Raw genomic sequence first — 17,710 nt, 5'->3', positions numbered from 1 at the left:
GTATTTCTCAATTCAAAGAAAATGCAAATAGAATTTTATAAATACCAAGGAACAGGAAATGATTTTGTGATGATTGATAACCGTCAGGGGATTTTTCCAAAAGACAATACGGAACTCATTGCCCATTTATGTGACAGGCGTTTTGGTATAGGTGCGGACGGACTTATTCTATTAGAAAATGACCCTGAGACCGATTTCAAAATGGTGTATTACAACTCAGATGGGAATCAAAGTTCCATGTGTGGGAACGGTGGAAGATGTTTAGTGGCTTTCGCCAAAAAGCTAAACGTTATTGATGATAATACTACTTTTATAGCAACAGATGGGTTACATCACGCCTCAGTTGCTGACAATGGAATAGTTTCATTACAAATGATAGATGTCGAAGACGTGAAAATCACTCCGGATTATGTATTCATGAATACCGGTTCTCCACATCATATACAACTGGTGGAAGATTTAGAACACTATAATGTCAAAGAAAACGGAGCGAGTATTCGATATGGTGAATTGTATGGAAAACAAGGAAGCAATATCAATTTTGTAAAAAAAATAGATGAAACTACCTTTTCATTAAGAACATACGAAAGAGGTGTTGAAGACGAAACATTAGCTTGCGGAACCGGTGCTACAGCAGTTGCCATAGCGATGAATGCATTGGGCGAAACGAAAGCGAATTCGATAGATTTGAATGTTGAAGGAGGAAAATTAGTGGTGTCTTTTGATGAAAAAGATGGGCATTTTACCAATGTTTTCCTGAAAGGACCGGCTGAGTTTGTTTTTAAAGGAACTATTGAGATATAACTAAAATTAGAAAAACTGAGATGATCTCCAAATAAACAATATGAGCAAATTAATTATCATACCAGACGATATCATTAGTAGTAAAATTTACTTAATAAGAAATCAAAAAGTAATGCTAGACAAAGATTTGGCAGAACTTTACGCAGTAGAAACCAAACAATTAAAAAGACAAGTTCGTAGAAACATAGAACGATTCCCTGAAGATTTTATGTTTGAACTTAGTCCACAAGAGTTTGATAACTTGAGGAGTCAATTTGGCACCTCAAATTGGGGTGATACAAGATATGTATGTGCCTATGGCATTTACAGAACAAGGCGTAGCTATGTTGTCGAGTGTTCTTAATAGCCCAACTGCTATTAAAGTCAATATACAAATCATACGTGTCTTTACTAAAATAAGAGAAATGCTTACTGATACTATGAGTCTGAAATTAGAAATTGAAGAAATTAAAAAGAAACTTTCCAATCATACTAAAAATATTGAACTGGTTTTTAATTATCTCGACGAATTGATTGACAAAAAAGATAATATAGAGCCACGAAAAAAAATAGGTTATAAAAATTAATTAGATTATTGTAATGGTAGATTTGTCAATTTTAGTTTTGTTATTATTTATTTGTTGTTTTTTGGTTTATTCTCAATTTATGAAGGTGGGTTTTCAAAAATGAATTATTATGACAAATATCGTTCAATAATTGGTTATTTACTTATTCCTATTGTGATAATAATTTTACTTGTTACTACATTTAATAAATTGATTGGCAATTATTCCTAAATTATTTAAAATGATAACATTAAAAGGCGACAATATATACATTCGTGCACTTGAACCCAATGATTTGGAGTTTGTATATGCTATTGAAAACGACCAAAGTATTTGGGAAGTGAGCAACACGCATACGCCTTACAGTCGGTTTTTAGTAAAGCAATATTTGGAAAATGCGCATCAGGATATTTATGAAGCCAAGCAATTGCGATTGGCCATTTGTCAGGATCAGGATTTTCCAGCTTTGGGATTAATCGATTTATTTGATTTTGATCCAAAGAATAATAGGGCAGGGGTTGGGATTGTAATTCAAGACAATGAAAACCGCAAACAGAATATTGGTTCGGAAGCATTAGGGTTATTAATTCGGTATGCTTTTCATCATCTTAACCTGCATCAATTATATGCAAATATTGGGACAGAAAATGTAGCAAGTACCGCTCTTTTTACTAAATTTGGTTTCCAAAATATAGGAGTAAAAAAACATTGGAATTTAGTTAACGGCGTTTATAAAGACGAAGCTATTTTTCAATTAATAAATCACACGAGCGTCAGCGAACTGGCGTAGCAATTTTAAAAAATAATTATTTTGAACTTAAAAAAAATTTTAACAATCGCATCCGTTGTTTTGATATCCGTATTAATGATTTACGGATTTATTTTGTTGCGTCAGATTTTTTCGGCCAACACAAAATTTGCTGATAAAGAAGTCTATGTTTATATTCCAACAGATTCTAAATACGAAGATGTCAAAAAAATAATTGCTCCTTACGTCGAAAATATGAACCGTTTTGAAATGGTTGCCAGTAAAAGAGATTATCCGGCAAATGTAAAACCGGGTCGTTTCTTATTCACAAAAGGAATGAATAGTTATGAATTGGTAAAAACATTGCGAATAAATGTACCAGTAAAATTGGCTTTCAATAATCAGGAACGATTGGAGAATTTTGCAGGGCGCGTGGGTTCCCAAATTGAAGCCGACAGTTTATCATTGCTGACATCATTTAAAGATTCGATTTTTTTGAAAGAAAATGGTTTTACCGAAGAGAATATTTTGGTGATGTTCATTCCCAATACCTATGAAACGTATTGGAATACCTCGGCCGAAAAGTTCCGGGATAAAATGATTAAAGAATATAGAAGTTTTTGGAATAAGGAACGTGTTGCCAAAGCCGCTAAACAAGGATTAACCCCTATTGAGGCTACTATTCTGGCTTCGATAGTGCACAAAGAATCTGTTAAAAAAGATGAAAGACCCAGAATTGCAGGAGTTTATTTGAATCGGTTAAGAGCTCAAATGCCATTACAGGCAGATCCAACAGTAATTTATGCGATAAAAAAGAAGTCAAATGATTTTGATCAGGTAATCAAAAGAGTTTTTTATAATGACTTAACAATGAGTTCTCCTTATAATACCTATGTAAATATTGGACTTCCTCCAGGACCTATCGCAATGCCTGATATTACAGCATTGGAAGCAGTTTTAAATCCAGAGAAAAATAATTTCATCTATTTCTGTGCGAGTGTGGAACGTTTTGGATACCATGAATTTGCCGCTACTTTAGAAGAACACAATAAAAATGCCAAAAAATATTCTGATTGGATAAACAGTCAAGGTGTAAAAAGATAGTTTTGAGATTTAAAAAACTACTTTTTTTATTCTTGATTTTGATTGGATATCAAACCTGTTTTTCGCAAAATACAATTGATACTTTCCTTACCCCATCGGACTCTTTAAATAAAAAAAGACAACAAACCGTAGTAATCTCTGAAGTGGTATTGGCTTCGGGGATTTTGGTAGGTTTAAACCAACTTTGGTATGCCGATTATCCCAAGTCTGATTTTCATTTTATAAATGATAATTCCGAATGGCTTCAAATGGACAAATTGGGACATTCTTTTTCCGCTTATCATTTGGGCAGGCTTGGTGCCGAAATGGTGCAATGGAGTGGAGCCAGTAAAAAGAACCAACTTATTTATGGAGCAGGTCTAGGATTTGCTTTTTTGACAGCTGTAGAGGCTATGGATGGATATTCTTCTGAATGGGGTGCTTCATCTGGCGACATAATCGCTAATGCTTCAGGAACGGCTTTGTATGTTTCGCAGGAATTACTGTGGAAAGAACAGCGGATAACTCCCAAATTTTCTTTTCATACCACACAATATGCAAATCAAAGACCAGAAGTTTTAGGAAATTCATTTGCGGAACAAATTTTAAAAGATTATAATGGACAAACCTATTGGCTCTCGGTCAATTTATATTCCTTTGCGAAAGGCTCAAAAATACCAAAATGGTTGAGTCTTGCTTTGGGTTATGGAGCCGAAGGAATGATAACCGGAAATAGACAAAATGAGACTCAATTTCCGACTCTAAATAGACAAAGATACAGACAATTTTACCTGAGTTTTGATGTAGATTTGACTAAAATTAACACAAAATCACACTTTTTAAAGACTCTTTTTGCAGTTTTAAATACAGTAAAAATACCAGCTCCAACGATTGAAATGGTGCACTTCAACGATGTTAAAGTGCACTTAATCTATTTTTAGTAAACTTTAACTCATTGATTATCAGTATGATTATTTTTTACGTATATTTGCACGTAGAAATTTCTTAACGGGACAGCGTTTTGAAGAAAAACAATTTATGATAAAGAAATGGTATTTTTATACAGGTTTGACAATTATTATTGCCTTTTTAAGCTCGGGTTTTAAGCCCTTTAATTTAGACACCAACTCATGGTTTCTAGTTCACGAAGAAGATGGATCACACTACTTATTTCCATCTGAAAAACAAGAAGATTACACCAATTTGAACATCCCTTTTACTGGAAATTTCTTTATTGGCTTCAAAGAAGCAATCGGATATAGAGAATCCGAAAGCAAATACAAAAAAATTAATTCACTCGGATATTTAGGCAAATACCAGTTTGGTATTGAGACGCTAAAATCAATAGGTATATATAATAGTTCCGCTTTTTTGAATAGTCCTGAAATGCAGGAAAAAGCATTTATTGCCCTTTTGGCAAAAAATAAATGGGAATTAAAAAAAGAAATTGAAAAATACGAAGGCACAATAATGAATGGAATCTACATAACGGAATCCGGAATATTAGCAGCTGCACATCTTGGCGGTGCAGGTTCAGTAAGAAAATATTTGAAAAATAAAGGTAAAAGATATTTCCGGGATGCCTACGGCACTTCAATACGGAGTTACATGAAATCCTTTGGAGGGTATGATACTTCGTTTATTGTTGCTGATAGTAATGCCAGCATAAAAAACATATAAAAGTTTTTACTTCATTCAAACAAAGAGGCTGCCAAATATATTTTTTGGCAGCCTCTTCTTTATTGACAGTAGTATTATTTCATTTTTATAATTTCGCCATCGGGACGAACAACTAATTTAACCGTTTCATTGTCTTTTTTAATCTTGACATTATACTGTTTTTTGATTACATCACCTTCCTCTTGTGTGTATAAAAATTTATCATTTACTATTGCCCATCCGGGATAAGCTCTGTAAATGGAATAAATTACTTCGCTGGGAAGTTTTACATTTTTATACTCTTCAACCACACGGATTAATTTTCCATTCTCATCATAAGTTGCAGATAAAGTCCCTTTTTTGGTACTCATAACCAAGAGATATTCTTCAAAACCCTCAAAGTCTTTCCCAAGGTCATAAGCGATGAATTTTTCTTCTACAGCTTTCACGGTTTGGTCTGGGTTATTATCCGGAAGATAGACTGAGAAATCTTTCCCTGCTTTTTTGATCACAACTGGTGGTAATTCTGTGATTTTCATCTTTCCCTTAACGCTATCTTTCTGCTGATCTTGCGAATAAGATGGTACACATAAACCTAAAAATAACAAAATAATAAGTAATGATTTCATGATATTTGGTTTTTAAATTAATATTAAATAAGATAAATTTTAATGAACAAATAAATACTAAATGCTATTGTTTACAAATTCGTATTAATGGTGTTAATAAATTGTATATCAATATTTTAAATAAAAATTATTTTAATAATAGTTTTAAAAAATATGTTGTCTACAGTAAAATTAACATATTTATTAAGCCCATTAAGTTAATTATTTCTGTATATTATGTTAAAAGTAACTAGTCTAAAAAACCTTTTTTTAATAGGAATACATACTTGTAATATAGATTGAAAAACGGGTACAAAAAAACACCAACCTTTCGATTGATGTTTTTAAAATTGATATAAAAGGAATCTGTTTATTCGAAACTTTCCATCAGAATTTCCAATATCTTGATAGCTGCTTCACTGATTTTTGTCCCGGGCCCAAAAACGGCAACTGCACCAGCATCAAATAGAAACTGGTAATCTTGTGCTGGAATTACTCCGCCAACAACCACCATGATATCTTCCCGACCGTATTTTTTTAGTTCATCGATTACTTGAGGGACAAGGGTTTTATGTCCTGCAGCAAGAGAGGAAACCCCTAAAATATGCACGTCGTTTTCTACCGCTTGTTTGGCAGCTTCAGCCGGTGTTTGAAAAAGTGGACCAATGTCAACATCAAAACCTACATCGGCGTAACCGGTGGCAACAACTTTTGCCCCACGATCATGTCCGTCTTGCCCCATTTTGGCAATCATAATTCGAGGGCGACGTCCTTCTATTTTAGCAAATTCATCTGCTAATTGTTTTGCTTTTTCAAAACTTTTGTCATCTTTTATTTCTTTACTATACACACCGCTAAAGGATTTAATTTGTGCTTTGTATCTTCCAAAAGCCGTTTCCAGCGCATTACTAATCTCTCCTAATGTTGTTCTGTTCCTAGCAGCTTCAATAGCAATTTCCAGTAAATTGCCATCGCCAGTTTGAGCACAAAGGATTAATTTTTTTAGAGAGTCTTGTACTTTTTCAGTATCTCGGGTCGCTTTTATTCGGTCTAATTGTTCCAGTTGTTGTTTGCGAACCATTTGGTTATCCACATCCAAAATCTGTAAAGGGTCTTCTTTTTCTAATCGGTATTGATTAACTCCAACAATAATATCCTGGCCACTGTCTATTCTTGCTTGTTTTCTGGCCGCAGCTTCTTCTATTCGAAGTTTTGGAATTCCGGATTCAATGGCTTTCGTCATTCCTCCCAGTTCTTCCACTTCTTCAATCAGTTTCCACGCATTTTCGGCAATTTCATTCGTTAAACTTTCTACATAATAACTTCCAGCCCAAGGATCGACAGTTTTTGTGATTTTAGTTTCTTCTTGTAAATAGAGTTGCGTGTTTCTGGCAATTCTTGCCGAGAAGTCTGTTGGTAATGCAATTGCTTCATCCAAAGCATTGGTATGTAAAGATTGTGTTCCTCCAAAAGCGGCTGCTGCAGCTTCAATACAGGTTCGAGCCACATTATTGAAAGGATCTTGCTCTGTTAAACTCCAACCCGAAGTTTGGCAATGGGTTCTCAATGCTAATGATTTATCATCTTTTGGTTCGAATTGTTTTACCAGTTTCGCCCATATCATTCTTCCTGCACGCATTTTGGCAATCTCCATAAAATGGTTCATTCCAATCGCCCAGAAAAAGGACAAACGTGGAGCGAATTCATCAATTTTCATTCCTGTTGCTAATCCGGTTCTAATGTATTCCAATCCATCGGCGAGTGTGTAAGCCAATTCAATATCTGCAGTGGCTCCCGCTTCCTGCATATGATATCCTGAAATAGAAATAGAATTGAATTTCGGCATTTTTTTGCTGGTGAATTCAAAAATATCAGCAATGATTTTCATCGAAGGAGTTGGCGGATAAATATAGGTGTTACGCACCATAAACTCTTTCAGAATGTCATTTTGAATCGTACCTGAAAGTAATTCGGGTTTTACGCCTTGTTCTTCTGCAGCGACAATATAGAAAGCCATAATGGGTAAAACGGCACCATTCATGGTCATCGAAACCGACATTTCGTCCAGCGGAATTTGGTCGAATAATACTTTCATATCTTCCACAGAATCAATCGCAACTCCTGCTTTTCCTACATCACCCACTACGCGTTCATGATCTGAATCATACCCGCGATGGGTAGGTAAATCAAAAGCGATGGAAAGTCCTTTTTGACCTGCAGCCAGATTTCTTCTATAAAAAGCATTGCTTTCTTCGGCAGTGGAAAATCCTGCATATTGGCGCACTGTCCAAGGTCGGCGAACGTACATCGTAGCGTATGGTCCGCGTAAATTTGGTGCAAAACCAGCTCCGAAATCAAGATGAGTAAGATGCTCAATGTCTTGTTCCGAATACGTTTGTTTTAATTCAATTCCTTCGGCTGTGAGAAATGCATTAGCGCGTAAATTGTCACTTTCTACTTTCGACTTTTGACTTTCTAATTGAATATGTTGAAGATCTTTTCTTTTCATTTTTAAGCAATGAATTATAATATTTTGTAAATATTTTTTTAACGAATACTAAACTCTTAGCTTTCTTTCTCTAATCTTTCCTTTTCTATTTTTTCAGCCAGTCGTTTTTCGATTATAGGTGTAATTAGTGTTTTTCTCGGTTTTACTTTTACAAAAGGAAACAGTTCTAAATCGTGTTTCATTTTATCGGCTTTGTTGGGATGTTTGTTTGTTCCAAGTAAAATTTCTTTACCATTGTCAAATAATTCTTGGGCTGTATCAGCACTTTCCTGAATTTTTCTTTTGATGATTCCGTCATTAAGTTGTTTCAGGAAACCACCATTAGACTCCATATCCTTGAATAAAGCCAACGATTTTTCGGCTAATTGATTGGTAAGACTTTCTATATAGTAACTTCCGTCAGCCGGATTATTGACTTTGTCAAAATAACTTTCGTTTTTGAGAATCAATAATTGATTTCTCGCGATTCGGTCTCCAAATTCATTGTCTTTATGATATAATGCATCGTAAGGTAAATTAGCAATAGCATCCGCTCCACCAATAATTGCCGACATACATTCAGTCGTAGTTCGCAACATATTTACGTTATAATCGTATAATGTTTTGTTGCGTTTTGTAGGCGAAACGATAATGTTGCAATCCAAGTTATGGTTGTATTCTTTGGCAATCAAATTAAAAAGCAATCGCAAAGCGCGTAATTTTGCTATTTCAAAAAAGTAATTTGTCTCAACAGCAACTTCGAAAACAATTGGTTGATTTATAGATTCAATTCGGTTGAAATATTCATTAGCATGGCCTAAGCTATAGGCAATTTGCTGCACCATGTTTGCGCCTGCGTTTTGATACAAAGCGGCATTGATGCTTATTAAAGATACAGATGTTGTTGCTGCCGAAAGTAAATTCAGCGTTTCAAAATTACTTTTTTCGTTGGTTATAAACCAGTTTCCGTCTTTGGCTAATTGTCCAATTGGGTCCAGATTGCAGAAAATTATCGTATTATTTTTCTTTGCAAATGCATCAATATTTTTAACGAAATCGATTGAGATAAAAGTCAAATGGAAGTAAACGGTAACTTTTTCTAAAGGTAATTTCTCCAATAGTTTTGTGATGTCAATCGATTCATTTTCTATTGTAAACCGAAGACTGTTCGCACCACGATTTAATGAATCTAAAGCTCTTTCGATTGATTTTTCAAAATCATAAACAAATATGTTTTGGCAAATTTTGAATTGAGTTGCTTTTGTAGTGACCGTAAAAGCTTTCTTGAATTCATCTTTATGGTAAAATGGTTTTACCTGAATGTCTTCGGGTGAGTTCCAAACTAAGGTTTCATTATAATCAGCTCCATTGAGTTCAAATTGAATTTTTTGTTTCCATTGTTTAGAGGAAATAGGATTGAAATCATCGAAAAGGTTTGTTGTCATTTTGTTTATTGTTTTCCTCACCCCAGCCCTCTCCAAAGTAGAGGGAGCCGAAACTTGGTGTTTTATTTTCAATAATTACTATTAATTTTATCTCCCTTCCCTTTGGGAAGGGTTGGGGATGGGATTTTATTTTTCAATCGTGTCGCCTTCGAATTCAATGATATAAATATCTTCACTATCTTTTTTCATATAGTATTTTTCGCGGGCGTATTTTTCTATTTGTTCTGAATTCTTTAGCTCTTTGATGTTCTCCTGATCTTTCTTTATTTCCTCTTGATAATATTTTTTATTGTCTTCTAATTCGTCAATTTGTTTGTCTAGAAAACGGTGGTCGAAATACGAATAGTTGTCCAGAAAAATCATCCAAGTAGCGAAAAATAACAAAACCCAAACGTATTTGTTACTTAAAAATTTAAACCAAGATTTGTTTTTATACGGATTTGTCATTTTTATTTTTTTAGCCCCGATTGCAGTGAAAATCCTTTTTATTTTTTGCCAAAAATAAAAAGATTGTAACGTAAAGCGGGAAATAGCTCCTAATCTTAATTAGATTAAAATTACAACTTAATTATAGTATTTTTTGATTTATTACGGCTCGAACTACGTCTATGGCAACGGTATTGTATTTGTCATTTGGTATAATAATGTCAGCAAATGCTTTTGTAGGTTCTATAAACTGCTCATGCATAGGTTTTAAAGTCGTTTGGTATCTATTGATAACTTCGTGCATATCGCGTCCCCGTTCTGCAATATCACGTCTCATACGACGGATTAATCGCTCGTCAGAATCAGCGTGAACATATATTTTTACATCAAATAATTCTCTTAATTCCGGATTTGCCAAAATTAAAATACCTTCTACAATCATCACTTTTCTGGGATGTGTAAAAATGGTGTCGTCAGTTCTGTTGTGCGTTACAAACGAATAGACGGGTTGATTGATGTTTTTTCCTTCCTTTAGTTCTTTAAGGTGAGCAACTAATAATTCGAAATCAATAGCACGTGGATGGTCAAAATTGATAAGTGCTCTTTCATCGTATGAAAGCCCTTGATTTTCTTTGTAATACGAGTCTTGTGAAATAATACCTACTTCTGTTTCAGGTAATTCATTCATAATCTGATGCACTACTGTTGTTTTTCCGCTTCCAGTTCCACCTGCAATTCCTATAATGAGCATAAAGATGTATTATTTATTTGTCAAAGCAAAAATAGGAATTTAATTGCGAGTGGTTTTTGTTTTTTGAGGAAATGTTGCTAATTTAATATATTTATTGAGGGTTATTAATTAGTGTTTTTTTCTACCTTTAGTTTTCTAAACAGAAGTATTTTGTATTCACAAATCAATAAAAATATCAGTCGGTATGTAGCTTTTGAACCGAAAGAAATGGAAATTTTCAATTCTTTGTTGGAATATAAAACCGTTCCTAAGAAAACGATTCTGCTTCATGAAGGTGAAATGTGCAACTTTGAAGCATTTGTTATCAAGGGTTGTGTCAGGAAATATTATATTGATGCCAATGGTTTTGAAGTGATTCTTCAATTTGCCATTGAAAATGCTTGGATAAGCGATATTTCTTTTAGTATTTATGAAGATAAACCGAGTCGTGTGTTTATAGAAACATTGGAAGATTGTGAGTTTTTTATGTTTAGTCCTGAAACAAAAGAAACTTTATTTGCCAAAGCACCCAAGTTTGAAAGAGCGTTCCGAATATTGATGCAACGCAACCTGGCAGTTACCCAAGATCGCTTATTCAATACCATTTCTAAAACGGCTACCGAGAAATATTTAGAGTTTCTCGAACAGTATCCTACACTTTCACAGCGCGTCGCCCAGCATTACATTGCTTCCTATCTTGGTATTTCTGCCGAGTTTTTAAGCAAAGTAAGAACCAAAATTGCCAAACTCTAAATCATCATTGTTTTTCATTTCTTGTCCTAGTTCAATGCATGTGCCTTTTTTTTGACGCAACTTTGTATCATAATATTAAAGAAAAGAACAATGGAAAATACAGATAAAATTAAAGACGGAGTTATCACTCATTCAGTTTTGCACAAAGCCAATACCCGTGGTCACGCGAATCATGGTTGGTTAGAATCCTATCACACGTTTAGCTTTGCTAATTATCACAATCCGGAGCGCACAAATTTTGGTGTTTTACGTGTTTTGAATGATGACAGAGTTAGTCAAGGAATGGGTTTTGGGAAACATCCACATGATAATATGGAAATTATTTCAATTCCGCTCGAAGGGGATTTAGAACACCAAGACAGCATGGGAAATACTACCGTAATCAAAGAGGGAGATATTCAGGTGATGAGCGCCGGTACAGGGATTTTTCATAGCGAATACAACAAGAATAAAGACCAATTGGTGAAATTTTTACAGATTTGGATTTATCCGAATCAAAAAAATGTAACCCCGCGTTATGATCAAGTTACTTTGGACTTGAAGGATCGTCACAATAAATTACAACAAATTTTATCGCCAAATCCAGAAGATGAAGGCGTTTGGGTTCATCAGGATGCTTGGTTTCATATCGGGAAATTCGACAAGGATTTTTCTACTTCTTATCAATTAAAAAAACCAGGAAATGGAATTTATGCTTTTGTTTTGAAAGGTGATTTCACGATAGGAAACATCGTTCTAAATGAACGTGACGGTTTAGGAATTTGGGATACTGATATAATTTCAATCACTGCAAATTCGGCTGATGCCGAAATCCTTTTGATGGAAGTACCGATGAAATTATAATCAGATAAAAAAACAATAGAAATAACTAATAAATAATACTATTATGTCAACAACAAAATGGGCAATAGACCCAACACATTCAGAAATTGGTTTTAAAGTAAAACACATGATGTTTACTACTATTTCAGGAAAATTTTCAAAATTTGAGGCTTCAATTGAATCAGAAGATACTGATTTTGAAAACGCAAAAATTGAATTTACTGGAGCAATTGATTCTATATCTACCGGAAATTCAGATAGAGATACCCACTTATTAAGTCCTGACTTTTTTGATGCTGCACAGTTTCCCGAAATCAAATTCACAGCGACTTCATTTACCAAAGTTAATGAGGGTGAATATGAATTGATTGGAGATTTAACAATGCACGGCGTTACAAAATCAGTAAAACTGCAAGCAGAATTTAGTGGGTTAATGAAAGATCCATGGGGGAACACAAAATTAGCTTTCTCATTAGAAGGAAAAATTAATAGAAAAGATTGGGGACTGAATTGGAATTCAGCACTTGAAACTGGCGGAGTTTTAGTAGGTGAAGAAGTTCGTTTGAATATAGAATTGCAATTTATAAAATTATAATTTTCACAAGAACTAAAATAGTAATCTCAATGAATTTAATCTTTGAGGTTGTTGTTTTTTTAAAGTTGAATGATGGAAACCACCAATATTCTTTACATAGGAAGACATATAGAAATTCTGGCAATTGTTGTCCGACTTATTAATTCTAATGAAGATTGGAATGGAGTAGGTGTTATGAATGATGAAGAGGCTAAAGAAATTTTTTGCCAAAAAGAGTTTTCTCTGGTATTATTGGGTTCCGGAATTCAGAAAGAAAGTGAAATTAATTTATGTGCTTTTTTCAAAAAACAAAATCCAAATATAATTGTTGTACAACATTATGGCGGTGGAAGTGGCTTGCTGAAAAGTGAAATTTTAGTAGCTTTGGAAAATAATAAAAATTAGCAGAAACAAAAAAGAGAGTCATTTATAGACTCTCTTTTTTTATTTAAAACTATTATTTGTTCTTCTTTGCTTTAATCATCATTTCCAACTGATCCCAAAGTTCTTCGGGAATAGCTTCGAGAATGTTGAATTGTCCGGCGCCTTTGAGCCATTCACCACCATCAATAACAACGACTTCACCATTCACATACGCTGAAAAATCAGAAACTAAATAAGCCGCTAAATTGGCTAATTCCTGATGGTCTCCTACACGTTTTAACGGCACTTTTTTTGCCATATCAAATTTTTCGGCTAAATCTCCTGGTAGTAATCTGTCCCAAGCGCCTTTAGTTGGAAAAGGTCCCGGAGCAATCGCATTGGAACGAATCCCGTACTTAGCCCATTCTACAGCAAGACTACGTGTCATGGCCAAAACTCCCGCTTTTGCAGTAGCGCTCGGTACCACATAAGCAGAACCAGTCCAAGCGTAAGTCGTTACAATATTTAAGATAGTAGATGATTTTTGTTTGGTGTCAATCCAATGTTTTCCAAACGCAAGGGTACAGTTTTTTGTTCCTTTTAAAACAATATCAATTACAGTATCAAAAGCATTTGCAGATAATCTTTCGGTTGGAGAAATGAAATTTCCGGCAGCATTATTAAGTAAAACATCAACTTTACCAAAAGCTTTCAAAACTTCTTGCAGCATATTTTCTACTTCTTCGTAATGACGGACATCGCATTGAATAGGAAGACAAGTTCCACCCGTTTCTGTTTCCAGTTCCGCAGCTGTATTTTTTAGTTTTTCTAAATCTCTTGATGTAATGGCAACTTGCGCACCCAATTCCAAGAAATATTTAGTCATTGCTTTTCCTAAACCGCTTCCGCCACCGGTTACGACAATCACTTTGCCTTTTAGGGCATCGTCTCGTAACATTTTATCTGTATAACTCATGTTTTGATTTTTTTTTATTGTAAATATAATAAAATTAAATAGTATGCACGCATAATAAAAAAATTAAATCGATACTTTTAAATAGAACATAATCTTTTAGCAGCTTCTTCCAGTGTTGCATTGTCTTTGGCAAAACAAAATCGAATTAATTTCAGGTCTTTTCCATCAGCATAAAAAGTAGAAATAGGAATGGCAGCCACGCCATGTTCAACGATTAGGCGTTTGCAAAAATCAACATCATTTTCATTTGAAATAGCAACATAGGAAACAACCTGAAAATAAGTTCCTTCGCAAGGCATGAGTGTGAAACGACTGTCTTTTAGTAATTGTCTAAAGTAATCTCGTTTTTCCTGATAGAATTTCCCAATTTCATCCACGGAAACTAAGTCTAAATAGTCACTAATAGCTACCTGACAGATACTATTTACACTAAAAACTAAAAACTGATGTACTTTTTTGATTTCTTTCATTAAGTATTCAGGAGCTACTAAATAACCAATTTTCCAACCAGTTACATGAAACGATTTTCCAAAAGAGGAAATCATCACGCAACGATTGAGCAGTTTCCTCCGAGTATGGGCAGAAATATGTTTTTCTTCGAAAGTGATGTATTCGTAGACTTCATCAGATAGAACTAAAATGTCAGGATATTTTTCCAGTAGAATTTCCAATGACTCAAAATCAGATTGCTTTAAAATTTTACCTGTTGGATTATGTGGATTGTTAATGACAATCATTTTCGTTTTGGACGTACAGGCTTTTTCGATAATTTCCCAATTTGGAGTATAGTCATCATTTAAAGCCACTCGAACCGGATTTGCATTGCAAAGTAAAACTGGTGCTTCATAACAATCATAACTTGGATCTAAAATAAGAACTTCATCATTAGTTTTTACTAAAGCCAGTATTGTGGTAAAAATAGCTTGGGTAGCTCCAGCGGTTACTAATAGTTCAGTATCAGCTTGAATGGTTCTATCGTATGATTTTTTGACTAGTGTTACTATTTTTGATAATAATGGCTGATAACCTGACATAGGCAAGTATTGGTGTACGTTTTCTTTGGCAAGTTTGGCAACAATAGCTGTTAATCTTTCATCAATAGGAAAGTTTGGAAAACCTTGCGATAGATTAATAGCATTATACTCAGCTGCCATTTTTGACATAACAGTAAAAATACTTGTAGTGATATTTGGTAATTTACTCATAAAATGATTTCATTTCTTACTTGATAAATATAACTCGTTTAGCTATAAGTTTGTTTTTTTGAAGATTAAAATTTAAAAAATATATAGTTGTCTAAGTCTTAAAAAAAAAAGCTATCTGAATGATAGCTTTTAATTTATGTTTATTTATGATTACATTCCTTTGACAATATCCCCATTCGCATTAACAACTAATTTGCGAACGTCTTTGTCTTTTTTTATTCTCAGATTATATTCTTTTTTAATAACATCACCTTCTTTTTGAGAATATAAATATTTGTCATTTACAATTTGCCACCCGGGAAAAGCTTTATAAACGGAATAAATTACACTATTTGGAAGTCTTACGTTTTTATAGTTTTCAACAACTCGGATCAATTTTCCATTTTCATTATAAGTTGCATTCAATGATCCATTTTTGGTTTCCATAATTACCAAATAGTTTTCATATCCTTCATAATCTTTCCCCAGATCATATGCGATAAATTTTTCTTCTAAAGCTCTTACATTTTTATCAGGATTTTTATCGGGTAAATATATAGAGAAGTCTTTTCCAGCGCTTTTAATTACAACCCCTGGTAATTCTTCCATCCTTATATTTCCATCAATATCCTGCGAATATGATGTAATGGTTATGCTTAAAAAAAGCACAACAATAATAAACGATTTCATGATATTAGTTTTTAAATTATATTTCAAGTCATGTCAATAGCTATGATTAAAATAAATTTAGTAAGGTTTATTATTTTCTTCCCCTTTTTGTTTTTAATTTATTTAAATCATTATAATTCAAAACATTAGTGGTTATATTTTTTGAATATTAAGTCAAAAAATTATATTGGGGACTAGTAAAGTTACCACTTTTTTCAAAGTGATGCAGTTAACTTTTTCTATAAATAAAGTTAATATGAGGGGAGTTTTTATGTCTGTTTTTGGCAGGAAAATCCACTGTGCCTATAAATAAAAGGCAAGACTGTTCTGTTTTTTGTTCTATGAAAAATAATCATTCAGTAATGAACATTTTATAGAGTGACTTATTATTTTAATTTGTTTTCAGAGGATGGAATGGCAATATTTGGAAAGTATGTTTTTCTGATGTTCCTTTAAAACTGCCTATTATAAAAGGAAACTTTTTAATTTAATGCCAAAGCTATTTTGTTCTGATCTTTAAATTCAGAATAAGTTGTTACATTTTATGAATTATAAAAATAGTAGGGCGGTTGTGTAAATCTACCTGTGTCTTTTTCCAATCAGAAGCGCGCATAGTTTTGATATATTCTGTTGGTAAAGTAATGTCTGTTGCAATACAAAGATAGGTTGCAGGATTTAGGGCTTGTAAAATATCCTCCAGCATTTTATTATTTCTATAGGGTGTTTCTATAAAAAGTTGAGATTGGTTTTTATCCTGAGATAGTTTTTCCAAGTTTTTAAGAGCTGTTTTCTTTTCTCCTTTTTCAATAGGTAAATACCCATTAAACGTAAAACTTTGTCCGTTCATTCCAGAAGCCATCATTGCCAAAAGAATAGAAGAAGGACCTACGAGAGGAACAACTTGGATTCCTTTTTCATGTGCCAGTTTTACTATTACTGCGCCGGGATCAGCTACGCCGGGACAACCTGCTTCGCTCATCAATCCTACATTTTTTCCTTCTAATAAAGGTTTGATAAAATCTAAATGCTCTTTAGTTTCAGTATGTTTGTTTAAAACAAAAAGTTTCAGCTCCGATTGTTTTTTTTCAGGACTAACACCTTTAATAGATTTTCGGGCTGTTTTTTCGTTTTCAACAATATAATAATCAATAAAATCAATACTTCTTTTAATGGTTTGAGGTAAAACATCCATAGGGTTGCCATCTCCCATTGTAGTTGGTATTAAATAGAGTTTTCCTAAAAGAGAGGTTGGTTTCATTGGTTTGATTTTATGTTCCTTGAAGTAATTTTTTAAAGAATTCTTCTCGTTGAGTGTATGGTGTAGATTTTTTAAAAGAACTAAAAATAATTTTTTTAGAGAAAAGCTTATTGATGTTTTTCTATTATTTTTTTTGAAATTACATCGCAAACTTCATCAAGCATGTTGTAAACGATTTCAAATCCATTTGGTAAACCAAAATAAGGATCCGGGACATCTACATTTTCATTTGGAAACAACTCATTTAAAATGAGGTGTACTTTCTCTTTTTGATCTTCATTTTTGGCAAGCTCAATCACATCACTATAATTAGAGTTGTCCATTACATAAATATAATCAAAAGCATCAAAATCATTCGTGCTGAATTGGCGTCCTTTTTGATTTGAAATATTTATTTTATTTTTTTTTGCAACAGCAATGGAACGATCATCAGGGGAATGACCAATGTGCCATGAACCTGTTCCTGCTGAATCAACTGTAAATTTATTTTTTGGGAGTTTTGATGCTAATATACCTTCGGCCAAGGGAGACCGACAAATATTTCCTAAACAAACCATTAAAATTTTTATGCGCAT

Annotated in this window: 21 protein-coding genes; 11 read left to right on the top strand and 10 right to left on the bottom strand. The window is 33.5% G+C overall.

Features of this window, described 5'->3' with window-relative positions:
* Positions 1–21 precede the first annotated feature (21 nt).
* The 7 genes from dapF (at position 22) to ACNQGG_RS11730 (ending at position 4,860) form a co-directional block, all read left to right on the top strand.
* A complete protein-coding gene (gene dapF, locus ACNQGG_RS11760) occupies positions 22–804 on the top strand; it encodes a diaminopimelate epimerase (RefSeq protein WP_417964186.1) in 783 nt (260 codons plus the stop codon).
* 40 nt (positions 805–844) lie between these two features.
* A complete protein-coding gene (locus ACNQGG_RS11755; protein ID WP_417964184.1) occupies positions 845–1,147 on the top strand; it encodes an ORF6N domain-containing protein in 303 nt (100 codons plus the stop codon).
* Entirely contained in the window at positions 1,059–1,370 is a 312-nt protein-coding gene (locus tag ACNQGG_RS11750) for a hypothetical protein (protein WP_417964204.1), read from the top strand. Before ACNQGG_RS11755 ends, ACNQGG_RS11750 begins: the two co-directional genes overlap by 89 nt.
* 220 nt (positions 1,371–1,590) lie before the next feature.
* Entirely contained in the window at positions 1,591–2,139 is a 549-nt protein-coding gene (locus ACNQGG_RS11745) for a GNAT family N-acetyltransferase (protein ID WP_417964182.1), read from the top strand.
* A gap of 21 nt (positions 2,140–2,160) precedes the next feature.
* Positions 2,161–3,201, top strand: coding sequence for an endolytic transglycosylase MltG (gene mltG, locus ACNQGG_RS11740; RefSeq protein ID WP_417964180.1), 1,041 nt, complete (start codon positions 2,161–2,163; stop codon positions 3,199–3,201).
* A 2-nt stretch (positions 3,202–3,203) separates the two neighbouring features.
* The gene (locus ACNQGG_RS11735; RefSeq protein WP_417964178.1) at positions 3,204–4,121 is read left to right on the top strand and encodes a DUF2279 domain-containing protein; all 918 of its coding nucleotides are present in this window, start codon (positions 3,204–3,206) and stop codon (positions 4,119–4,121) included.
* Positions 4,122–4,218: 97 nt separating this feature from the next.
* Entirely contained in the window at positions 4,219–4,860 is a 642-nt protein-coding gene (locus ACNQGG_RS11730) for a peptidoglycan-binding protein LysM (protein ID WP_416856917.1), read from the top strand.
* 74 nt (positions 4,861–4,934) lie between these two features.
* On the opposite strand, the gene ACNQGG_RS11725 is transcribed toward ACNQGG_RS11730, so the two are convergent.
* The 5 genes from ACNQGG_RS11725 to udk form a co-directional block, all read right to left on the bottom strand.
* Positions 4,935–5,468: a hypothetical protein gene (locus tag ACNQGG_RS11725; protein WP_417964176.1), complete on the bottom strand. Its 534-nt coding sequence runs from the start codon at positions 5,466–5,468 to the stop codon at positions 4,935–4,937.
* A gap of 349 nt (positions 5,469–5,817) precedes the next feature.
* Positions 5,818–7,956, bottom strand: a complete 2,139-nt coding sequence (gene scpA, locus ACNQGG_RS11720) for a methylmalonyl-CoA mutase (RefSeq protein WP_417964174.1) — start codon at positions 7,954–7,956, stop codon at positions 5,818–5,820.
* Between the two features lie 56 nt (positions 7,957–8,012).
* Positions 8,013–9,380, bottom strand: a complete 1,368-nt coding sequence (locus ACNQGG_RS11715) for a methylmalonyl-CoA mutase subunit beta (protein ID WP_417964172.1) — start codon at positions 9,378–9,380, stop codon at positions 8,013–8,015.
* A gap of 126 nt (positions 9,381–9,506) precedes the next feature.
* The gene (locus ACNQGG_RS11710; RefSeq protein WP_417964170.1) at positions 9,507–9,827 is read right to left on the bottom strand and encodes an FtsB family cell division protein; all 321 of its coding nucleotides are present in this window, start codon (positions 9,825–9,827) and stop codon (positions 9,507–9,509) included.
* Positions 9,828–9,948: 121 nt separating this feature from the next.
* On the bottom strand, positions 9,949–10,557 hold the full coding sequence (gene udk, locus ACNQGG_RS11705; RefSeq protein WP_417964168.1) for a uridine kinase: 609 nt from the start codon (positions 10,555–10,557) through the stop codon (positions 9,949–9,951).
* Between the two features lie 150 nt (positions 10,558–10,707).
* On the opposite strand from udk, the gene ACNQGG_RS11700 reads away from it, so the two are divergent.
* From ACNQGG_RS11700 to ACNQGG_RS11685, 4 genes are all read left to right on the top strand, one after another.
* Positions 10,708–11,289: a Crp/Fnr family transcriptional regulator gene (locus ACNQGG_RS11700; RefSeq protein WP_417964166.1), complete on the top strand. Its 582-nt coding sequence runs from the start codon at positions 10,708–10,710 to the stop codon at positions 11,287–11,289.
* Positions 11,290–11,379: 90 nt separating this feature from the next.
* Positions 11,380–12,132, top strand: a complete 753-nt coding sequence (locus ACNQGG_RS11695) for a pirin family protein (RefSeq protein ID WP_417964164.1) — start codon at positions 11,380–11,382, stop codon at positions 12,130–12,132.
* A 43-nt stretch (positions 12,133–12,175) separates the two neighbouring features.
* Positions 12,176–12,706 (top strand): YceI family protein, encoded by a 531-nt coding sequence (locus ACNQGG_RS11690; RefSeq protein ID WP_417964162.1) that lies wholly within the window; start codon positions 12,176–12,178, stop codon positions 12,704–12,706.
* A gap of 69 nt (positions 12,707–12,775) precedes the next feature.
* Positions 12,776–13,090 (top strand): response regulator, encoded by a 315-nt coding sequence (locus ACNQGG_RS11685; protein ID WP_417964161.1) that lies wholly within the window; start codon positions 12,776–12,778, stop codon positions 13,088–13,090.
* Between the two features lie 52 nt (positions 13,091–13,142).
* Here the strand turns inward: ACNQGG_RS11685 and ACNQGG_RS11680 are convergent, their stop codons facing one another.
* The 5 genes from ACNQGG_RS11680 to ACNQGG_RS11660 form a co-directional block, all read right to left on the bottom strand.
* The gene (locus ACNQGG_RS11680; RefSeq protein WP_167547431.1) at positions 13,143–14,024 is read right to left on the bottom strand and encodes an SDR family oxidoreductase; all 882 of its coding nucleotides are present in this window, start codon (positions 14,022–14,024) and stop codon (positions 13,143–13,145) included.
* A gap of 77 nt (positions 14,025–14,101) precedes the next feature.
* Positions 14,102–15,229 (bottom strand): methionine aminotransferase, encoded by a 1,128-nt coding sequence (locus ACNQGG_RS11675; RefSeq protein ID WP_417964158.1) that lies wholly within the window; start codon positions 15,227–15,229, stop codon positions 14,102–14,104.
* 150 nt (positions 15,230–15,379) lie between these two features.
* On the bottom strand, positions 15,380–15,898 hold the full coding sequence (locus ACNQGG_RS11670; RefSeq protein WP_416856905.1) for a hypothetical protein: 519 nt from the start codon (positions 15,896–15,898) through the stop codon (positions 15,380–15,382).
* Positions 15,899–16,412: 514 nt separating this feature from the next.
* Positions 16,413–17,135 (bottom strand): SAM-dependent methyltransferase, encoded by a 723-nt coding sequence (locus ACNQGG_RS11665; protein ID WP_417964156.1) that lies wholly within the window; start codon positions 17,133–17,135, stop codon positions 16,413–16,415.
* Between the two features lie 107 nt (positions 17,136–17,242).
* Entirely contained in the window at positions 17,243–17,710 is a 468-nt protein-coding gene (locus tag ACNQGG_RS11660) for a low molecular weight protein-tyrosine-phosphatase (protein WP_417964154.1), read from the bottom strand.

The organism is Flavobacterium esculini, assembly GCF_048284325.1.
Taxonomy (GTDB): Bacteria; Bacteroidota; Bacteroidia; order Flavobacteriales; family Flavobacteriaceae; genus Flavobacterium.
Note: the sequence above shows the minus strand (reverse complement) of the source record. Positions and strands in the feature narration are given on the sequence as shown.